Annotated in this window: 15 protein-coding genes; 3 read left to right on the top strand and 12 right to left on the bottom strand. The window is 56.9% G+C overall.

The window, feature by feature from the left end; all coding sequences use genetic code 11:
- Positions 1–63: 63 nt before the first annotated feature.
- Positions 64–1,779, bottom strand: coding sequence for an acetate--CoA ligase (gene acsA, locus ACFFIY_RS09735; RefSeq protein ID WP_354196506.1), 1,716 nt, complete (start codon positions 1,777–1,779; stop codon positions 64–66).
- Between the two features lie 250 nt (positions 1,780–2,029).
- Here acsA and ACFFIY_RS09730 point away from each other — a divergent pair, with 250 nt between their 5' ends.
- The 3 genes from ACFFIY_RS09730 to ACFFIY_RS09720 are packed head-to-tail and all read left to right on the top strand — an operon-like array spanning position 2,030 to position 4,532.
- Complete coding sequence (locus ACFFIY_RS09730; RefSeq protein ID WP_354196458.1) at positions 2,030–2,662, top strand: GNAT family N-acetyltransferase; 633 nt, start codon at positions 2,030–2,032, stop codon at positions 2,660–2,662.
- Between the two features lie 59 nt (positions 2,663–2,721).
- On the top strand, positions 2,722–3,369 hold the full coding sequence (locus ACFFIY_RS09725) for an acetoin utilization AcuB family protein (RefSeq protein ID WP_354196456.1): 648 nt from the start codon (positions 2,722–2,724) through the stop codon (positions 3,367–3,369).
- Positions 3,366–4,532: an acetoin utilization protein AcuC gene (locus ACFFIY_RS09720; protein ID WP_354196504.1), complete on the top strand. Its 1,167-nt coding sequence runs from the start codon at positions 3,366–3,368 to the stop codon at positions 4,530–4,532. Before ACFFIY_RS09725 ends, ACFFIY_RS09720 begins: the two co-directional genes overlap by 4 nt.
- 333 nt (positions 4,533–4,865) lie before the next feature.
- On the opposite strand, the gene ccpA is transcribed toward ACFFIY_RS09720, so the two are convergent.
- The 11 genes from ccpA to ACFFIY_RS09665 all read right to left on the bottom strand — a co-directional run bounded on the left by ccpA (position 4,866) and on the right by ACFFIY_RS09665 (position 17,209).
- Entirely contained in the window at positions 4,866–5,855 is a 990-nt protein-coding gene (gene ccpA, locus ACFFIY_RS09715; protein ID WP_354196454.1) for a catabolite control protein A, read from the bottom strand.
- Positions 5,856–6,126: 271 nt separating this feature from the next.
- Positions 6,127–7,212, bottom strand: a complete 1,086-nt coding sequence (locus ACFFIY_RS09710; RefSeq protein ID WP_354196452.1) for a bifunctional 3-deoxy-7-phosphoheptulonate synthase/chorismate mutase — start codon at positions 7,210–7,212, stop codon at positions 6,127–6,129.
- Positions 7,213–7,518: 306 nt separating this feature from the next.
- Positions 7,519–8,388: a YtxH domain-containing protein gene (locus ACFFIY_RS09705; RefSeq protein WP_354196450.1), complete on the bottom strand. Its 870-nt coding sequence runs from the start codon at positions 8,386–8,388 to the stop codon at positions 7,519–7,521.
- Between the two features lie 80 nt (positions 8,389–8,468).
- Entirely contained in the window at positions 8,469–8,951 is a 483-nt protein-coding gene (locus ACFFIY_RS09700) for a DUF948 domain-containing protein (RefSeq protein WP_354196448.1), read from the bottom strand.
- Positions 8,952–9,095: 144 nt separating this feature from the next.
- Positions 9,096–10,409, bottom strand: coding sequence for a UDP-N-acetylmuramate--L-alanine ligase (gene murC, locus ACFFIY_RS09695; RefSeq protein WP_354196446.1), 1,314 nt, complete (start codon positions 10,407–10,409; stop codon positions 9,096–9,098).
- A gap of 120 nt (positions 10,410–10,529) precedes the next feature.
- The gene (locus ACFFIY_RS09690) at positions 10,530–13,271 is read right to left on the bottom strand and encodes a DNA translocase FtsK (RefSeq protein WP_354196444.1); all 2,742 of its coding nucleotides are present in this window, start codon (positions 13,269–13,271) and stop codon (positions 10,530–10,532) included.
- Positions 13,272–13,487: 216 nt separating this feature from the next.
- A complete protein-coding gene (gene ytpR / locus ACFFIY_RS09685; RefSeq protein WP_354196442.1) occupies positions 13,488–14,093 on the bottom strand; it encodes a YtpR family tRNA-binding protein in 606 nt (201 codons plus the stop codon).
- Complete coding sequence (locus ACFFIY_RS09680; RefSeq protein ID WP_354196440.1) at positions 14,090–14,905, bottom strand: DUF1444 domain-containing protein; 816 nt, start codon at positions 14,903–14,905, stop codon at positions 14,090–14,092. The genes ytpR and ACFFIY_RS09680 overlap by 4 nt, the downstream gene beginning before the upstream one ends.
- A gap of 44 nt (positions 14,906–14,949) precedes the next feature.
- The gene (locus tag ACFFIY_RS09675) at positions 14,950–15,486 is read right to left on the bottom strand and encodes a hypothetical protein (RefSeq protein ID WP_354196438.1); all 537 of its coding nucleotides are present in this window, start codon (positions 15,484–15,486) and stop codon (positions 14,950–14,952) included.
- Positions 15,487–15,524: 38 nt separating this feature from the next.
- Positions 15,525–16,073: a DUF84 family protein gene (locus ACFFIY_RS09670; protein ID WP_354196436.1), complete on the bottom strand. Its 549-nt coding sequence runs from the start codon at positions 16,071–16,073 to the stop codon at positions 15,525–15,527.
- A gap of 62 nt (positions 16,074–16,135) precedes the next feature.
- The gene (locus ACFFIY_RS09665; protein WP_354196434.1) at positions 16,136–17,209 is read right to left on the bottom strand and encodes a M42 family metallopeptidase; all 1,074 of its coding nucleotides are present in this window, start codon (positions 17,207–17,209) and stop codon (positions 16,136–16,138) included.
- Positions 17,210–17,238 lie beyond the last annotated feature (29 nt).

The raw sequence follows: 17,238 nt of genomic DNA, 5'->3' as shown, positions 1-17,238 counted from the left end.
AAGCTTTTTTCGGCCACCCAAAAAACCGTGCGGATTTTTTCCGCACGGTTCTTTTTTGCCGGATCAGTCTTCCATCGTGGACAGGTCGCCTGTCGGAAGATCCAACTCCCAGGCTTTGAGGACACGTCGCATGATCTTCCCGCTCCGTGTTTTCGGAAGTTTGTCCTTGAATTCGATTTCCCTCGGCGCCGCGTGGGCGGCCAGGCCTTTCTTGACGAACTGCCGGATGTCTTCCTTCAGCTCATCGGACGGCTCATAGCCGTCATGCAGCGCGACAAAGGCCTTGATGATCTCCCCGCGGACCGGGTCCGGCTTGCCGATGACACCGGCTTCCACGATGGCCGGGTGCTCGAGCAGCTTGCTTTCGACTTCGAACGGACCGACTCGCTCGCCCGACGTCATGATGACATCATCGACACGGCCCTGGAACCAGAAATAACCGTCCTCGTCCATATAGGCCGAGTCACCGGACACGTACCAATCGCCGAGGAAATACGAATCGTATTTCTCCGGATTGTTCCAGATTTTGCGCATCATCGCCGGCCAGCCTTTTTTGAGAGCCAGGTTGCCCATCGAGTTCGGAGGCAGGACATTTCCGCGGTCGTCGACAATGGCCGCTTCAATCCCCGGAACCGGTTTGCCCATCGAGCCCGGCTTGATCGGCATGCTGCCGTAGTTGCAGATCATGTGGGCGCCGGTCTCGGTCATCCACCAAGTGTCGTGGATGCGGCGGTCGAACACTTCCAGCCCCCACTTCACGACTTCCGGATTGAGCGGCTCGCCGACGGACAAGACGTGTCTCAGCGAAGACAGGTCGAATTCCTTGATGAGTGCGTTCCCTGCCCCCATGAGCATCCGGAACGCCGTCGGTGCGCTGTACCAGACGGTGACTCCATAGTCTTCGATCGCCTTGTACCAGTCTTCGGTCTTGAAGCGCCCGCCGAGGATGAGCGAGGTCGCCCCGTTGAGCATCGGCCCGAAGATTCCGTAGGCCGTGCCGGTGACCCAGCCCGGGTCTGCCGTACACCAGTAGATGTCCTCTTCCTTCAGATCAAGCACCCAGCGCGCCGTCTGCAGCTGCTGCACCATCGCATATTGGACGTGCATGACGCCTTTCGGCCGGCCCGTCGAACCGGAAGTGTAGTGGAGCACGCTGCCGTCTTCCTTGTCGAGCCAGACGGTCTCAAAGCGGTGGGACGCCTTTTCCATCTCTTTGTTGAAGTCGACGATCTGGTCGGTCTCTTCCACGCCCTCGCCGACGACGAAGATCTTTTCCAGCTTAGGCAGACGGTCTGCCGGAATGCGGTCCAGCAATTCAGGCGTCGTCACGATCGCTTTCGCTTCGGAGTCGTCCAGCCGGTCATAGACCGCCCCTTCCATGAATGCCTCGAACAACGGACCGACAATGGTGCCGAGCTTCAGGCCGCCGAGCAGCGCAAAATATAGTTCCGGCGAACGCGGCATGAAAATGAACAGCCGGTCCCCTTTTTCAAGCGTTGAATTCGCTTTCAAAACGTTCGCCGCTTTATTGGTTATCCTCTTCATCTGATCATACGTATAAGCTTCACTGCGATTGGCATCGCGATAATAGAGGGCCACTTTGTTTTTCCGGTATGAATCGGCATGGCGGTCCACCGCCTCGTGCGCAAGATTCACTTTCCCCGTACGGTACCAGTCAAATTCCTTCTCTGCATCTTCCCATTTAAAATCAGCGGCGGTCTTTTCGTAGTCCGCCAGATTGAAGTCCCCATCTCTGACCGGAATGATGTTTTTCTCCATCGTTGCCATGTGATCACCCTTTCGCTATACGAATACTCTTCTATTCTATACGAAAACGATTTATATGTGGCAATTTTTTAACTTTTGGGCCCAATGGATTATCTTTACCGGCGGAGCCGCTTGACTTCTGCAACCGGCACCTATCCGCAATGGATTTCAGGCGGTCACAAAAATTAGAATCTTCCACACGACCAGGTAGAGCGCTTTCATGTATAATTGATAGAAGCCACAACGACGAGGCGGTGACAATTTGGAACATGTGAAAACCTACTATTCAATGGAAGTGGCTCATCCGTCGGGAGATTTGGTCATCGAGGGGCCGGTCTCTCCAGACGTGCTGGAAGAGCTTCATTTTCATGAAGACCTCATTGCGTTCCGGCAGCCGGAGCAGCAGCACAAGGCAATCGTCGGCATTGCCCGTCTCCCCGAAGGACGGATCCTGATTGCCCGGCACAAAGAGACGATCGTCGGATATGTGACGTTTTTGTATCCCGATCCGCTTGAACGCTGGTCTGAGGGGAAGATGGACAACCTGATCGAGCTCGGGGCCATCGAAGTGATTCCCGCTTTCCGCGGCGGCGGCGTCGGGAAACAGCTTCTCCGGGTGTCGATGATGGACGACCAGATGGAAGATTATATCGTTATCACGACAGAGTACTACTGGCACTGGGACCTCAAGGGAACCGGTCTGAACGTATGGGAATACCGAAAAGTGATGGAGAAGATGATGAATGCAGGCGGCCTGGAATATTATGCGACGGACGATCCGGAGATCAGCTCCCATCCGGCAAATTGTCTGATGGCGCGGATCGGCAGCCGGGTGGACCAGGAATCGGTCAGGCAGTTCGACCAGCTCCGGTTCATGAACCGGTTCATGTACTGACCGGACAGCCGTCAATGGCCGCACTGACCGGAAGCTGAAGCAGAAAAGGAGTGTTTGCGATGATTCTTGAGGAGATCATGTCCACGGAAGTCCATACCTTGTCGGCCGACGATACAATCAAAGACGCACTGCAGCTTATGGAAGAGAAGAAAATCCGCCACCTGCCGATCCTGTCGGCAGACGGATCACTGGCCGGTGTCGTGACCGACCGGGACATCAAGGAAGCCATCCCGTCCACACTGATCGGCAAGCAAGATTCCGCCCTGTATGAGACGCCGCTTTCCGACATCATGACCCGGAACCCGATGGTCGGCCACCCGCTTGACTTTGTGGAGGACGCGGCAGTGCTGTTCTATGAGACCCAGATCGGCTGCCTGCCGGTCATATCCGCCGGTCGCCTTGCCGGGATCATCACGGAGACGGACCTGCTCTATACATATATCGAGCTGACGGGAGCAAGCCAGCCGGGTTCCCAGATGGAAGTCCGCGTGCCGGATGAGCCCGGCGTGCTGTTCGGCGTCTCCAAAGTCTTTTACAAGCATAATGCGAATGTCCTCAGCGTCCTCGTTTATCCCGACAAAAACAGCAGCGATCACAAAGTTCTCGTCATCCGGGTGAAGACGATGAACCCGCTCCCGATCATCGAAGATCTGCGCAAGGAAGGATATGAAGTGCTATGGCCGAACGTACCTGGGATCGACCGATGAAAAAGGCCTCGTTCGTCTTTTCGGACGGACAGCTGGATTACAAGTTCTCCGATACTCACCCGTTCAACCAAAAACGGCTTGTTCTGACAGCCGATCTTCTAAAGAATATCGGTGCCCTTCCGGATTCCGCCGTCGTCAGGTCCAGAATGGCCACTGACGAGGAACTGGCCCTCATCCATGATGAACGGTACATCGAGATCGTAAAAAAGGCCGGACACGGGGAAATCGCGCCGGAAGCCGCAGAGAACTACGGGATCGGAACGGAAGACACGCCCATTTTTGAAGACATGCATGAAGCGAGCGCCATGCTCGTCGGCGGGACTTTGACTGCGGTCGACGAAGTGATGGAAGGCCGTGCCCGCCATGCGCTGAATCTCGGAGGCGGCCTTCACCACGGGTTCCGCGGCAAGGCTTCTGGTTTTTGCGTCTACAACGACAGTTCGGTCGCCATCCGTTACATGCAGGAAAAATACGGCGCCCGTGTCCTGTATATCGACACGGACGCCCACCACGGCGACGGCGTCCAGTGGAGCTTTTATGATGATCCGGATGTGTGCACGGTATCCATCCATGAAACCGGGCGCTACCTGTTTCCCGGGACCGGTGCGGTGACGGAAAGGGGCAGCGGCAAGGGCTATGGATTCTCGTTCAACTTTCCGATTGACGCATTCACCGAGGACGACTCATTCCTTGAGATCTACCGGACAGGCGTTCGGGAAATCGCCGAGTTTTTCAAGCCGGATGTCATCCTCACCCAAAACGGCGCCGATGCTCATTACTTCGATCCCCTCACCCACCTTTACAGCACGATGAAGACGTACCGGGAAATCCCGAAGCTTGCGTTGGAACTGGCCGAGGAATTCTGCGGCGGCCGCTGGATCGCCGTGGGCGGAGGCGGCTATGACATCTGGCGGGTCGTGCCGCGCGCATGGTCGCTCATCTGGCTGACGATGACGGGACAGCCGCTGCCGTCCGGGCCGCTGCCGAAGGAGTGGCTGGAGAAGTATGGTCCGCAATCGCCGGTTCCCCTCATGCCCGATTGGGAGGACCCCGACCCGCTTTATGAACCCATTCCGAGAAAGGCGGAAATCACTGAGAAAAACCGTCACATGATGGACAAGGCACTCCATCTCATCCGGAGCGAACAGCAACGGCGCGGATAAAAAAGCGGGGCTGTCCAAATGTACTGAACGGCCCCGTGAGACAGCAAAAAGCAAGGACGGCGGGAGACTCCTGCAGGATAGCCGGTTGTCCGAGACTCCAGAAGAGCGCAATGCGCCTGCTTAGCCCCGACAGGCATAAGACAGGGCGCAAAGCGGAGCCTGCTCCGCGGCGCGCAATGGCTTATGACCCGAGGGGCTGGCGCATGGAGCTTGCCCCGCACGGCTGTAAACCGGAGGAGGCTCGGCGACTGGCCTGCGGAAAGCGACCAAAGTCCTTGCCTTTTGCTTTTATTTTTGTGAAATGGACTTTTCGGACAGCCCGGTTTTAAATGATTATTTTGCGGACTCCCGCACTTCGATCCTGTGAGGCAGGATGACGTTCGGGTCTTCAATTTCTTCATTGCTCATGAACTTGGTGAGGAGCCGCATCGACACGGCTCCGATGTCGTAAAGCGGGATGACGACCGAGGTCAGGCGCGGCCGGACCATCCTGGCAAGCTTCGTGTTTTCAAAACCGATGACTTCCACGTCCCCCGGCACCGCAAGGCCCGCATCCAGCACGCCATGGATGACGCCGATGGCCAGTTCGTCGCTTCCCGCAAACACGCCCGTCGGCCGGCGGTCGGTCGCATGCCAGGCCTCAAGCGCGGCATCGTAAGAATCTTCCAGTTCAAAGACAAGTCCTTCGTCCAGTTCGAGACCGGCTTCCCGAAGCGCATCCCGGTAACCTTCCAGCAGAAAGTCCCGGTTGATCACGGTGTCAAACGGACCCGACACGAAGGCGACTTCGCGGTGACCGTTGCCGATCAGGCGGGAGACGGCCTCCTGCGCCGCTCCTTTGTAATCGATGTTGACAGAAGGAATGCGGCCCTCCAGATCGACCGTGCCGGCCAGGACGACCGGCACGGAGGACCGGCCGATCTCTTCCCGGAGCGCCGGCGTGATCGCGTCGCTCATGAGGACAATGCCGTCCACTTGTTTGCCGAGCATCGTTTCAAGCAAGCGGATCTCCTTGTCCTCGTTCTGGTCGGAGTTAGACAGGATGATGTTGTATTCATACATCGTGGCGATGTCTTCAATCCCCCTAGCCAATTCCGCATAGAACCCTTTCGAAATGTCCGGGATGATGACCCCGACAGTCGTCGTTTTTTTGCTCGCCAGTCCGCGGGCAACGGCGTTCGGCCGGTAGCCGAGACGATCGATCGCCTCTTTCACTTTCTTGCGGGTGGCGGGCTTGACGTTCGGGTTTCCGTTGACGACCCTGGAGACGGTCGCCATCGAAACATTCGCCTCCCTGGCCACATCGTAAATTGTTACTGTCATTTCGATGATCCCTCCGATGAAAACGCTTCGTTTGTTTTCATTTTACGCTAAATTCAGCCCAACTCAAAGCAGAAAACGAAAGAAGGCCAATTTCGGGCTGCACCATCAATGCCATCTGGCCCGGAAAACAGCAAAAAGCAAGGACGGCGGCTGTGCTCCTGCGAAAAAGCCGACCGGCCGGAGACCCCGCATGGCGTTTGGCCGGAGGGCTTGGCGGTCGGCCCGCAGAAAGCAGCCTAAGTCCTTGCTTTTTCACCTTCTGAGAAGTGCATCACACGAGGATCGCGTGGGATTTCATGAACTTCTGGAGTTCGCCGTAGAACTCGTCAAACTGATCGAGGTCCATTTGCTGCTGGGCATCCGACAAGGCAACCGCCGGATCCGGATGCACTTCCGCCATGACGCCGTCGGCCCCGACGGCGATAGCCGCCTTCGCCGTCGGAAGAAGCAGATCCCGGCGGCCCGTCGAGTGGGTGACGTCGACGAAAACCGGCAAGTGCGTCTCCTGCTTGAGAATCGGAACCGCGGAGATGTCGAGCGTGTTCCGGGTTGCCCGCTCATAAGTGCGAATCCCGCGCTCGCACAGCATGATTTGGTCGTTCCCCTGGGAAATGATGTATTCAGCCGCATTGATGAACTCATCAATCGTCGCCGCGAGGCCGCGCTTGAGCAGGACCGGCTTGCGTACGGATCCCGCCGCCTTCAGGAGCTCAAAGTTCTGCATGTTCCGCGCTCCGATCTGGATCACATCCACGTAATCGAGCGCTTCTTCCAAGTGGCCCGGCGTGATAATTTCAGAAACAACGGCAAGGCCGTTCTCTTTCGCCGCCCGGCTGAGGATTTTCAGGCCTTCAAGACCGAGGCCCTGGAAGTCATATGGCGATGTGCGCGGCTTGTAGGCACCGCCACGGATCAGCTTCTGGCCTTTTGCCGCGATGGACTGGGCCACCTGGGAAACTTGCTCATATGATTCGACGGCACACGGGCCGAAGATGAACGTCGGCACGTCCTGGCCGATTTTCTCGCCGTTCACATCGATGACCGTGTCTTCTTTTTTCTTCTTCCGCGAAACGAGGAGTGCCTTCCGGTGATCCTCTTCCTGCTGTTCAAGCGCAGTCTTGAAAATTTCCTTGAAGATATGTTCAACGGTCGACTGAGGTACCGGACCGTTGTTGTACTCTTTCAGGAGATTGAGCATATGGCGTTCACGGAGAGGATCATATCGGTTGACACCCTGCTTTTCCTTTACTTTCCCGATTTCCTGGACCACTTCCGCCCGTTCGTTGATCAGACGCAGAATCTCCAGGTTCAGGTCGTCCACTTTGCCGCGAAGGCTTTCCAAATCATTCAGGCTCATTCCCGTATTCCCCTCTCTATTGGTTGATCGCTATATCCGGCAGCCGAGGCTCCGAAGTATAATGAACCCATTATAGTGGAGTATGTCTCATTTTGTCACGTCATATTTGCTGAAAACTTCAAATTTATTATTGTAAGCGCTCTCAACCCGTTTAAATGGAAGAAATCTCCTTAAAATGAAACAGCATGACAGCGAAAATTCGAATATCGGCAGGAAAAAGCCAAGTGAAAAGGCCTGTCCGGGTTCAACCGGACAGACCTTCCTTTTTCAGGCTGGCCTGGCGTAGCGCATGCAGCCTATTTTCAATCATGTGTTTTTGTTGTCTTTTTTGTCGTTGTCAATTTTAGAGATGTGGTTCATCGCCATCACTTTGTTGTCGCCTTTGTTTTCGGAGTTGTCATAGCCGTACTCCGAGTTTCCGGACTTCTGGTTCTTCAGTTCCGGGTTCTGTCCGGACTTGTCGCCCGACTTTCCGGAAGAGGCGTCTTTGGCCATGTCTTTTGCCTGGCCTTTCTTTTCATCCACCGCATCCTTCATCGCTTCCGCTGCGGAGCTCACCTTGTCCTTGCCGGTGTCGATGGCATCCTGGACTTTCTCTGCTACCGTGTCGATGAACTCGATCGGCTCTTCTCCTTCGGAGGATGCCGTGCCGTCGTCCATCGGCGCATTCTGGCCTTTCTTCATCGATTTGACTTTGTCGACCATCTGGCCGGCCTGGTCCTGGATGGACTTGCCGAGATCGCTTGTTTTTTCTTTGGCGGTCTTGGTCATGTCGGCCGTCTTGTCTTTCGCGACGGAAGACAGTTCGATGCCCTTTTCCTTCAGATTCACGGCCTGCGTCGACACGTCTCCGCGGAGCTCTTTGCCGGACTTCGGTGCGAGCAGAAGCGCGGCTGCAGCACCGATCAGACCGCCGATGATGGCGCCTGTCAGGAAGCCTCCGCCGCCTTCGTCTTCAGAGCCGCGGTCATTCCGATAGAACGAATCCGAGTAGTTGTCCCGGTAGCTGTAGTCGTATTGATTTGGGCTGTACATGTCATATGTGCCGCTGTGCTGAGGATCGTAGTGATCGCTGCCTTGACCTCCCGCCTGCGTGGCGCCGGGCTGGCCGGCGTAGTAGTCCTTGTCGTAGCCGGAATCGTTGTAGTTTGGTTTCAGGTTGCGGTCTTCATTCATTTCGGTTTCCTCCTTTAAATTGAATCGTTTGGTGACAAACCGGTCAATTGCCTTGCAGGAACAATGCCTGTCCGGCCCGCTCAGCGGGTTCCCGGACCGGGAAGCCTTTTTTGCCCGGGTACCGTATACTCCGTCCAGCCGTCACTCCCGGTTCCTTTGCGCTCTTTCCACTTGTCGCGGATTCCAAGCACAACGTTGCTCCATTGGACGACTTGCGCGATTTTATCTTCATTGCGCTCGACTTCCGCGGAGACCGAAGAGGTGATCCGGCGGACAGAGGAGTTCAGGTTCCCGAAAGATTCACCGACGCCCTGCACGGCCTGTACGACTGTGTTGAGCTGTTCGCTCTTGTGCTGGATGTCCTCTGCAAGCAAGTTCGTTTTATGCAGGAGTTCGGTCGACTCCTTCGTCAACCCCTGCAGCTGCCCTTCCAGGCCGTCCACTGTCTCGGAAACGCTGTTCAGCGTCTTCTTGAGAGACCCGAGGGTCATGGCAAGGGCGATGCATAAGATCAGGAAAGCGACGGCTGCCACAATCGCCGCGATGTACAACAAATTCTCCATGCCTTTTCCTCCTATCATGTAGTGCGCTTATCATACTAACGTTGTACCCCTGCCAATGCAGGAATAAACGCTCCGCCTAACCTATTCGACACTTGGCCACCGGACTCCTTCCCGAAAGAAAAAAGACAGCCCGGCAAAGGCTGCTCAGGCTGTCTTTCCTTCCTTCACAAGCTCCGTGAAGGCTTTTTCGTATTTCTGCACGTCTCCCGCCCCCATGAACAGGAGCACCGCCCCTTCATGGTCCAGCAGGCGTTCAATGTCTTCCACTCCGATGACCGAACTGCTGCTGATCTTGGAGGACAGGTCCTGGATCGTCAGGTCCCCGTTCTTTTCCCGGGCCGAACCGAAGATTTCGCACAGGTAGATGCTGTCGGCTTCCCCGAGGCTTTCGGCAAACTCATCCAGGAATTTGGCCGTTCTGGAGAAGGTGTGCGGCTGGAAGATGGCGACGATTTCCCGTCCCGGGTACTTCTGCCTGGCCGACTGGAGGGTCGCTCGGATCTCTGTCGGATGATGGGCATAATCGTCCACGATCACCCTGCCTCCGAGCTGCGTCTCGGTGAAGCGCCTTTTCACGCCGCCGAACGTGTCCAGTCTCCCCTGGACGATTTCGGCAGGGATGTCCTCATAATGGCAGAGCGAAATGACCGACAGCGCGTTCAGCACCGCATGGTCGCCTGTCTGAGGGACATGGAATGTGTGGTAAGCCTCGTTCCGGACCCGGACGTCAAACGTCGTGCCCGTCTCCGATCGCTGCAGATTATGTGCGATGAAATCATTTTCGGGCGAGAAGCCATAGTAGATCACCGGAACATTCGCCTGGATGCGCTGGAGCTGATCGTCGTCTCCGCAGGCGATCAGGCACTTTTTCACTTTCCAGGCCATTTCCTGAAATGCATCAAACACATCATCCACGTCAGTGAAATAGTCCGGGTGGTCAAAGTCGATATTCGTCATGATGGCGTAGTCCGGTTCATACGCAAGGAAATGCCGCTTGTATTCACAGGCCTCCAGAACGAAATATCGTCCGTCCGGATCGCCTTTGCCGGTGCCGTCGCCGATCAGGTAAGTCGTCGGACCGTAGCCGGCGAGCACATGGGCAAGAAGCCCGGTCGTGGATGTCTTCCCGTGAGAGCCCGTGACTGCCACCGAGATGAACGAGTCCATATAGTTCCCGAGGAAGTCATGGTAACGGATGACTTCAAGGCCGAGTTCCCCGGCCCGGACGATTTCCGGATGATCATCCGGGTACGCATTGCCCGCAATCACGGTCAGCCCTTCATGTATATTGTCCGCATCGAACGGCATGATGAGGATGCCCCGCTCTTTTAGCGGCTCCTCTGTGAAGAAGTATTTTTCAACGTCCGATCCTTGGACTTTCTGGCCGGTGTCGTGAAGAATTTGGGCAAGCGAACTCATCCCCGATCCTTTGATGCCGGTAAAATGAAAAACTGTCATTGTGAGACCTCCCGGGATTTGGAATATCCCTATCCGCGGCCGGAAAATGCCGCATTCCGATTATATCATCTAACGTACGCACGCAGAAAAGCATGCATTTCATTTATTTTCACCATTCGTTCATATCGTATGCGCGGGCCCGCCCTGCGGTTCGGCGAAATCGCCGGCATCCGTCAGGTAGACATCCCGCGGCTTGCTTCCTTTTTGAGGAGAGACGTATCCGCGCTCTTCCAGCATGTCGATGAGCCGTGCCGCACGGTTGTACCCGATGCTGAACTTCCGCTGAAGCATGGATGTCGAGGCGCTGCCCGCCTGCACGATGAATGTGCAGGCTTCCGCAAACAGCGGATCTTCCGCCTCGTGCGCCTCCGTTTCCCGGAGAAGTTCTTCCTGCCTGAACAGGTAGTCCGGCTCGCCGGATCTGCGGACAAAGTCGGTCACCCGCTCGATTTCATCGTCCGTCACGAAGGTTCCCTGAAGCCGGACGGGCGCAGGCATGCCGTTTCCAAGATAAAGCATGTCCCCTCTGCCGAGCAGCCGCTCGGCTCCCTGGATGTCGATGATCGTCCTCGAATCGACCTGCGAGGAAACGGAAAAAGCGATTCTTGCCGGGATATTTGCTTTGATCAGACCCGTAATGACATCGACGGACGGGCGCTGCGTCGCAATGACGAGATGGATCCCGCAAGCCCGCGCCTTTTGGGCGATCCGGCAAATCGACTCTTCCACTTCCGCAGGCGCAGCCATCATCAGATCCGCGAGTTCGTCGATGACGATCAGGAGATAAGGAAGCTTCCGGCCAAATTCACGGTGATCATCGGCTTTCCGGTTGAACCGTTCGATGTCCCGCACTCCGGCATGGACGAACAGCTCATACCGCCGCTCCATTTCTTCAACCGCCCATTTCAGCGCCGCATTCGCCGCCTTGACGTCCGTGATCACCGGGCTGACAAGATGCGGCATCCGGTTATACGGTGCGAGTTCCACCATTTTCGGATCAATGAGCAAAAGCCGAAGCTCATCAGGTGAAGCCTTGTACAGCAGGCTTGTCAAAATGGAGTTGATGCAGACCGACTTTCCGGAGCCGGTTGCACCCGCGATGAGGCCATGGGGCATTTTCCTGAGATCCACGGTCGTGGGACGGCCCGCCAGGTCAAGTCCGAGCACCGCTTCCAGCGGCGAGTCGGATGCGGCGAACTCATCCGAGCCGATGATTTCCGAAATCCGCACCGGACGCGAAATCCGGTTTGGAATTTCAATCCCGATCGAGCTTTTTCCGGGGATCGGCGCCTGGATCCGGATGTCGCGGGCCGCAAGGGCCAGTTTGAGATCGTCCTGCAGATTCCGGATCTTGCTCACCTTCGTCCCGTGGCCGACAGTCAATTCAAACTGGGTGACGGCCGGGCCCTGGACGATTCCGACCACATTGGCCTGGATGGAAAAGTAAGAAAGCGACTCTTCAAGCTTTGCGGCCTGCGACTCCATCCACTCGGTGTCTTCCCTTTTTTCTGCAGGCGGATCCAAGAAATCCATTCCCGGAAGCGCATAGTGCGGGAGCGGCTCTTCCACCGCAGAATCCGTTTCGTCTGCTTGGGGCGAAGGAGTGGCGGGAGCAGCCGGCAGTTCCGCTTTTGGTGCGAGAAGCACATCTTGCACGGGCGCGGCTTGAGGAGCTGCCGGCTGCCGCGGGGAGATGACCGCCTTGTCATGGCCGGCTGCCCGGCCGTCAGGGTTCTTCGTTGTGCTCTTCAGTCCTTTGAGGTTCTCCATTCCGGCCAGCCGGTCTTTGTCGGACTTCAGCATAACCACATTGAACGGGGTTCCGGACCTTCTCTTTTCCCCCAGAGCTTTCTCTTTGGGCTCATCAGGCAGTTCCGTTTCCTGAACGATCGGTTCCTGTCCGGTTCCTGCCTGATGGTCTTCAGTTGTGCTTGCATATTCCCGTGGTTGTGCCGGGACATCATTTTCCGGCTTCTGCGCCAATCCGGGCCGTGCTTCGCTCTCAAGTTCCCGGGTTGCGTCACGGCCGGCTTCCGGCCGGTCCTCCGGTTCCATTTTCGGCGTTTTTGCGGCCGCGGCCGGGATGTTCATGATTTTCTTCCAGTGGTCAGAGGCTTCCGGTTCCGCTGCTGTTTCCTTCCTCACCGGGCGGTTTTCGGGATTCGTTCCGGCAGCTTCCGGCCGGGACGCCAAACGGCTTTCATGCTCCCGTTCCGGTGGTTGGACCGCAGTCCGATCCTTCGAAGGCTCTTGCCGCTCTTTCAGCTTTTCACCAAGACCCGTGAGTGCGGCCTGACGTTCGGACGGAAGTTTTTCTTCGCTCCTGACCGGCCGGCGGCCAAGCCCATAAATCGGCGAAGGCACTTCAGACGGCGTGAAGCCGCGCGTCCGGACAGGCGGCTGCGGCCGTTCGTCCGGCAATCTGCGCAGGCGTCCGGATTCCGTAAAGCCGATGCCTGCTTCGCTGGGGCGAGACGGCAGTGCGTGGTCTTCTGCAGGGAAACGGCTATCCTGCCAGGAAATTCGCTCCGCAGACTCCTGTCTTGACCGGAAGGAGGCCGTGGCGGCCGGCATTCCGTTCCGGAACCGTCTTCTGTCGGTGTCCGTCACATGGAACGGATCAGCGGCATGTGCCGGGACCGGCAGCCCGGTTCCGTAAGCGTCGCCCTCATCCGGTTCCCCGCGGCCGGAATCCGGATCGTCGTGCACATCCGCTTCTGCGTCAGATATGAGCGGAAAACGGAACTTGCTGTTCTTTCTTGGGACGGGCTGTTCCTGTCCCGCGTCTTCTATGTATTCTTCCACCGTCGTCTGTTCAGGTTCATCGAGATTTCTCTGGAAAAACTTTTTAAACCAATTCAACAAGCATCACTCTTTTCAAAGTCGATCACTTTATTTTATCAGCCCCGACCGGAGGAATCAAACAGACATCGGCCGGCAACGCCGGGTACGGCCCCGGGAAGGGTATGCCAGTGAAGCGCAGAAGCGGAAAACCGCCCTCCGACGGACAAATAAAGGCAAGGCCTCCGGTGCTTTCCGAAAGCACCGGAGGCCTTGCCGTTTCTTGTATGAAATTCCTTACAGTGCGAAAGATTCTCCAGGCTTGCGGTCCCCTTCAAGAACAAGGATCCCTTTTTCCTGCGGGGCATCCGGCAGATCCAGCTCACGCGCCGAGCAGATCATCCCGGACGACGGAACTCCACGGAGTTCAGCGTCCTTGATGACCATTCCCGATGGCATGACCGCACCCGGCTTGGCCACGACAACAGACTGTCCGGCTTCGACGTTCGGCGCACCGCAGACGATCTGCAGTGTTTCTCCGCCGACGTCCACTTGGCAGATGTTCAGCTTGTCCGCATTCGGGTGCTTTTCCTTGGAGAGCACATGGCCGACAACGAACTTCGGCGAAAGGTCGATCTCAAAATCGAACCGGGCTCCGTTCTGCTCAAATGCGCGCTGAAGCCCGTCGAGCAGGGCTTCATCGACCTCCACACGGCCGTCCTGTCCCGCCTCCATATAACTTGAGGCATGGAACAGGTTGAAGCCGGCCGCTTTTCCGCTTTCAGCGTCTCGGATCACTGTGACATCCCCGTTTGTTTCTGTGCGGATTTCCGAAGGCGTTTCGGGCGTGAGCTGGACAAGCAACACATCGCCGACGCCCGCCTTGTTATAAAATGCGTTCATTCTTTTTCTTCCTTTCCGACCGGCCGATTTTTCGCCAAGATGAAGATCGGCTCCAGTTCCCCGTTATCATAGATGAACGAAAGGGACGTGACAGGCACGGTCCCGACCGTAAAGTAGTGCATCGTCATCTGTGCGAGCACGTCATATCCCGTCTCGTTCCGGATATCCCCGATGATGAGGACGTCCTGATGCGGGACGGACACGGTCATATCCCCCTCGATTTTCTCCTGCATGTCCTGCAGGAATTTATCGTTCAGGATCCTGCTTGCATCATACCCGTCGTTATTGTTGACGAAGTAAAACACATTGCCGGCCACTTCATCCTTTTTCACGCCGGTCGGCAGCTGCCGGACGCGGAATCTGGCCGATTCCCTTACCTGCTGTTCGCCCATGCCAAGATCACCCAGCATCGCTTCATCTATGAGCCGGTATGTCTTGCCGAGGTCGAGCGCATAAAAGATCCGGGTCTCTGCGGTGTGATCACTCGTGACGAACCGTCTCCCGTCCCTTGACTCCACCGGGAAAGACGTCGACCGGATGACCGGATAAATCCGCCCCGCCGCGTCAAACCCTTCCGACGCTTCCCTCTCCATGGCGGAAAATGTTTCATCGATCGTGTAGACCGCTTCGTCGATCGCCTTCTCTTTTTTCTGCTCGTATTTCGCCAGCAATGGCGGCAGGCTCAGTTCCATTCCTTTGCCGAGGGCTTTGTTCGTCATCCGGAGACGGTTGTTCTGCCGGTCAAACTCCCATTCGAACCGATCGGCACCGAGCCGCTCCTTCAATAAATTCACTAGCTGGGATGCATTCATCCGGTCCCCTCCTTCTCCGGCCCGCCGTCATCGGCAGGGCCCGGTCAATTCATCGTCAAGTCCGGGTCGTCCGGCCGTTCCACCGAGCGGACGATTTCCATCATCGTCCTCAGATTCGGCTCAATCGCCTTTTCCTTCGACAGGGTCGTCAGTTTGTTTCCGCCGCTGCCCGCGACGAGCTCATAGCGTTCGTTCCCCGCATCCGTGATGCCGGAAAATCCGAATACTCCGTTTTGCTCATACGTTGCCGTCGTGACGATCTCTTTCGCCGGATCCGCATAAAGCAGCTCATAGAACAGGCGGCTGTTGTCCGGCTCATTCGGATTGATGAACAACACATACGTCTCCCCGCCCTTTTCCAGCACAATATTCTGCTCGTCGGACCCTTCGCGTATCTTGAACCCGGCAGGCTTGTACAAACGGACAGATCCGACTTCCGCATTTGTCCGGTGTACATCCGCCCGGAACACTTTCCCGGCAGTCTCTGTGCCGTTTTCGCTTCGTTCCTCCGCAGTCGCGGAGCAGCCGGCAAGCATGACGGCAAGCAGGGCGAAGCCGATCAGACGAAGTCCTTTGGCCATCCTGTTTCCTCCATTCAAATTAAAGCATCCCCATCATTTTAAGCATGTTCCGGACGGCTTGCAACCGGTCTGTCCCCGCCTCCAAACCGCCACTGCCCGGCAAGCAGCCTGACGATCTGGCCGAACATGTCCGCCCTGTCGACTTCACCTGCTGTGAACACGCCGACCGCGCCGCCGGTCTGCCTGATGTCCTGGCGGTGTGAATACCGTTCCATGACCGGACCGAGCTCTTCGCCTTTCCTTACCGGCGAAGCCACTTCTTCCGGAAGGGGAATCTGGGCGCCGCCCGCCATGAATACTGTTCCGTCCGGCAGTGCCAGCGCCCCCCAGTTGCAGATGTAGAGACGGCCTGCGAGCTCCTTCACGCCGCCTTCAAGTCCGATTCCGATTCCTCCGGTGATTTTTGAGGCTGCGACGGCCCGGTTTTGGGCACCTGCCATCGTTTCCTCATCGCCGAAAGGCTGCCCCGACACGCCGGACTCGGTTCCCGCGCCCGTCACTTCAGCTTCGATGCCCATCGTTCGGAAGGCATGTCGCACCGCTTCCACTTTTGCCTTGTTTGTTGATCCGACCGTGATTTCATACATAGATTTTCCTCCTGGGACTTTGGGATTTCGAGATTGAAAAAGGAGCCCGCCGGCCCCTGTTTTCATACATTCTGCCTGATTGACTCCACCGTGGTGCGGTCAAGCGAGCGGATGAGCTTTGTGAGCAGCTCTTTCGCAGCGGCGTAGTCGTCGGTATGGATGATCGACGCCGCCGTATGGATGTAGCGAGAGCAGATGCCGATGACCGCGCTCGGAACACCTTCATTGGACAGATGGACGCGCCCGGCGTCGGTACCGCCCTGTGAGATGAAATACTGGTAGGGAATGTTGTTCGACTCGGCCGTATCGAGGACAAATTCCCTCATGCCGCGGTGGGTGACCATCGACCGGTCGAATATCCTCAGGAGCGTTCCCTTTCCGAGCTGTCCGAATTCGTTTTTGTTGCCCGAGGCATCATTTGCCGGGCTCGCGTCCAGCGCAAAGAAGATGTCGGGCTTGATCATGTTTGCGGCAGCCTGGGCGCCGCGGAGGCCGACTTCCTCCATGACATTCGCGCCCGAATACAGATTGTTCGGCAGCTGTTCGCCGTGAACTTCCTTCAGGAGCTCCACCGCCAGCCCGCAGCCGTACCGGTTGTCCCAGGCCTTCGCCATAATTTTCTTTTCATTTGCCATCGGAGTGAACGGACAGACAGGGATAATCTGCTGGCCCGGCCGGATGCCGATCCGGACTGCGTCTTCCCGGTCGTCCGCACCGATGTCGATGAGCATGTTCTTCACTTCCATTGGCTTGTTGCGGACCTCATCGCTCAGCAGGTGCGGCGGAATCGAACCGATCACGCCCGGCACCGGACCGCCGTCCGTCATGATTTCCACACGCTGGGCGAGGAGCACCTGGCTCCACCATCCGCCGAGCGGCTGGAAAGTGAGCATTCCGTTTTCCGTGATGCTTTTCACCATGAAACCGACTTCGTCCATATGCCCCGCGACCATGACTCTCGGCGCATCGGCTTCCCCTTTGCGCACGCCGAAGATGCCGCCGAGCCGATCCTGGATGACCTCGTCCGAATAGCGTTCCAGCTCCCCGCGCATGAAATCGCGCACGGCATGTTCATTGCCGGGTGCGCCCGGCAGTTCCGTCAATGTTTTGAATAAATCCAGTGTCTCTTTTTCCATCCGAAAACCCTCCCATATGGTGACCGGTT

Source organism: Bhargavaea ullalensis, from assembly GCF_042432615.1.
In the GTDB taxonomy this organism is placed as follows: domain Bacteria; phylum Bacillota; class Bacilli; order Bacillales_A; family Planococcaceae; genus Bhargavaea; species Bhargavaea ullalensis.
This window is presented reverse-complemented; position numbering and strand designations above follow the sequence as displayed.

What these genes read in the sequence shown, in the direction of transcription:
- ACFFIY_RS09700 (WP_354196448.1), bottom strand. Translation starts at nt 8,951, where the DNA reads ATGGAGAATTTGTTGTACATCGCGGCGATTGTGGCAGCCGTCGCTTTC.
- ccpA (WP_354196454.1), bottom strand. Translation starts at nt 5,855, where the DNA reads ATGACAGTAACAATTTACGATGTGGCCAGGGAGGCGAATGTTTCGATG.
- ACFFIY_RS09680 (WP_354196440.1), bottom strand. Translation starts at nt 14,905, where the DNA reads ATGAATGCATCCCAGCTAGTGAATTTATTGAAGGAGCGGCTCGGTGCC.
- ACFFIY_RS09670 (WP_354196436.1), bottom strand. Translation starts at nt 16,073, where the DNA reads ATGTATGAAATCACGGTCGGATCAACAAACAAGGCAAAAGTGGAAGCG.
- ytpR (WP_354196442.1), bottom strand. Translation starts at nt 14,093, where the DNA reads ATGAACGCATTTTATAACAAGGCGGGCGTCGGCGATGTGTTGCTTGTC.
- ACFFIY_RS09705 (WP_354196450.1), bottom strand. Translation starts at nt 8,388, where the DNA reads ATGAATGAAGACCGCAACCTGAAACCAAACTACAACGATTCCGGCTAC.
- ACFFIY_RS09675 (WP_354196438.1), bottom strand. Translation starts at nt 15,486, where the DNA reads ATGGCCAAAGGACTTCGTCTGATCGGCTTCGCCCTGCTTGCCGTCATG.
- ACFFIY_RS09725 (WP_354196456.1), top strand. Translation starts at nt 2,722, where the DNA reads ATGATTCTTGAGGAGATCATGTCCACGGAAGTCCATACCTTGTCGGCC.
- ACFFIY_RS09665 (WP_354196434.1), bottom strand. Translation starts at nt 17,209, where the DNA reads ATGGAAAAAGAGACACTGGATTTATTCAAAACATTGACGGAACTGCCG.
- murC (WP_354196446.1), bottom strand. Translation starts at nt 10,409, where the DNA reads ATGACAGTTTTTCATTTTACCGGCATCAAAGGATCGGGGATGAGTTCG.
- ACFFIY_RS09720 (WP_354196504.1), top strand. Translation starts at nt 3,366, where the DNA reads ATGAAAAAGGCCTCGTTCGTCTTTTCGGACGGACAGCTGGATTACAAG.
- ACFFIY_RS09710 (WP_354196452.1), bottom strand. Translation starts at nt 7,212, where the DNA reads ATGAGCCTGAATGATTTGGAAAGCCTTCGCGGCAAAGTGGACGACCTG.
- acsA (WP_354196506.1), bottom strand. Translation starts at nt 1,779, where the DNA reads ATGGAGAAAAACATCATTCCGGTCAGAGATGGGGACTTCAATCTGGCG.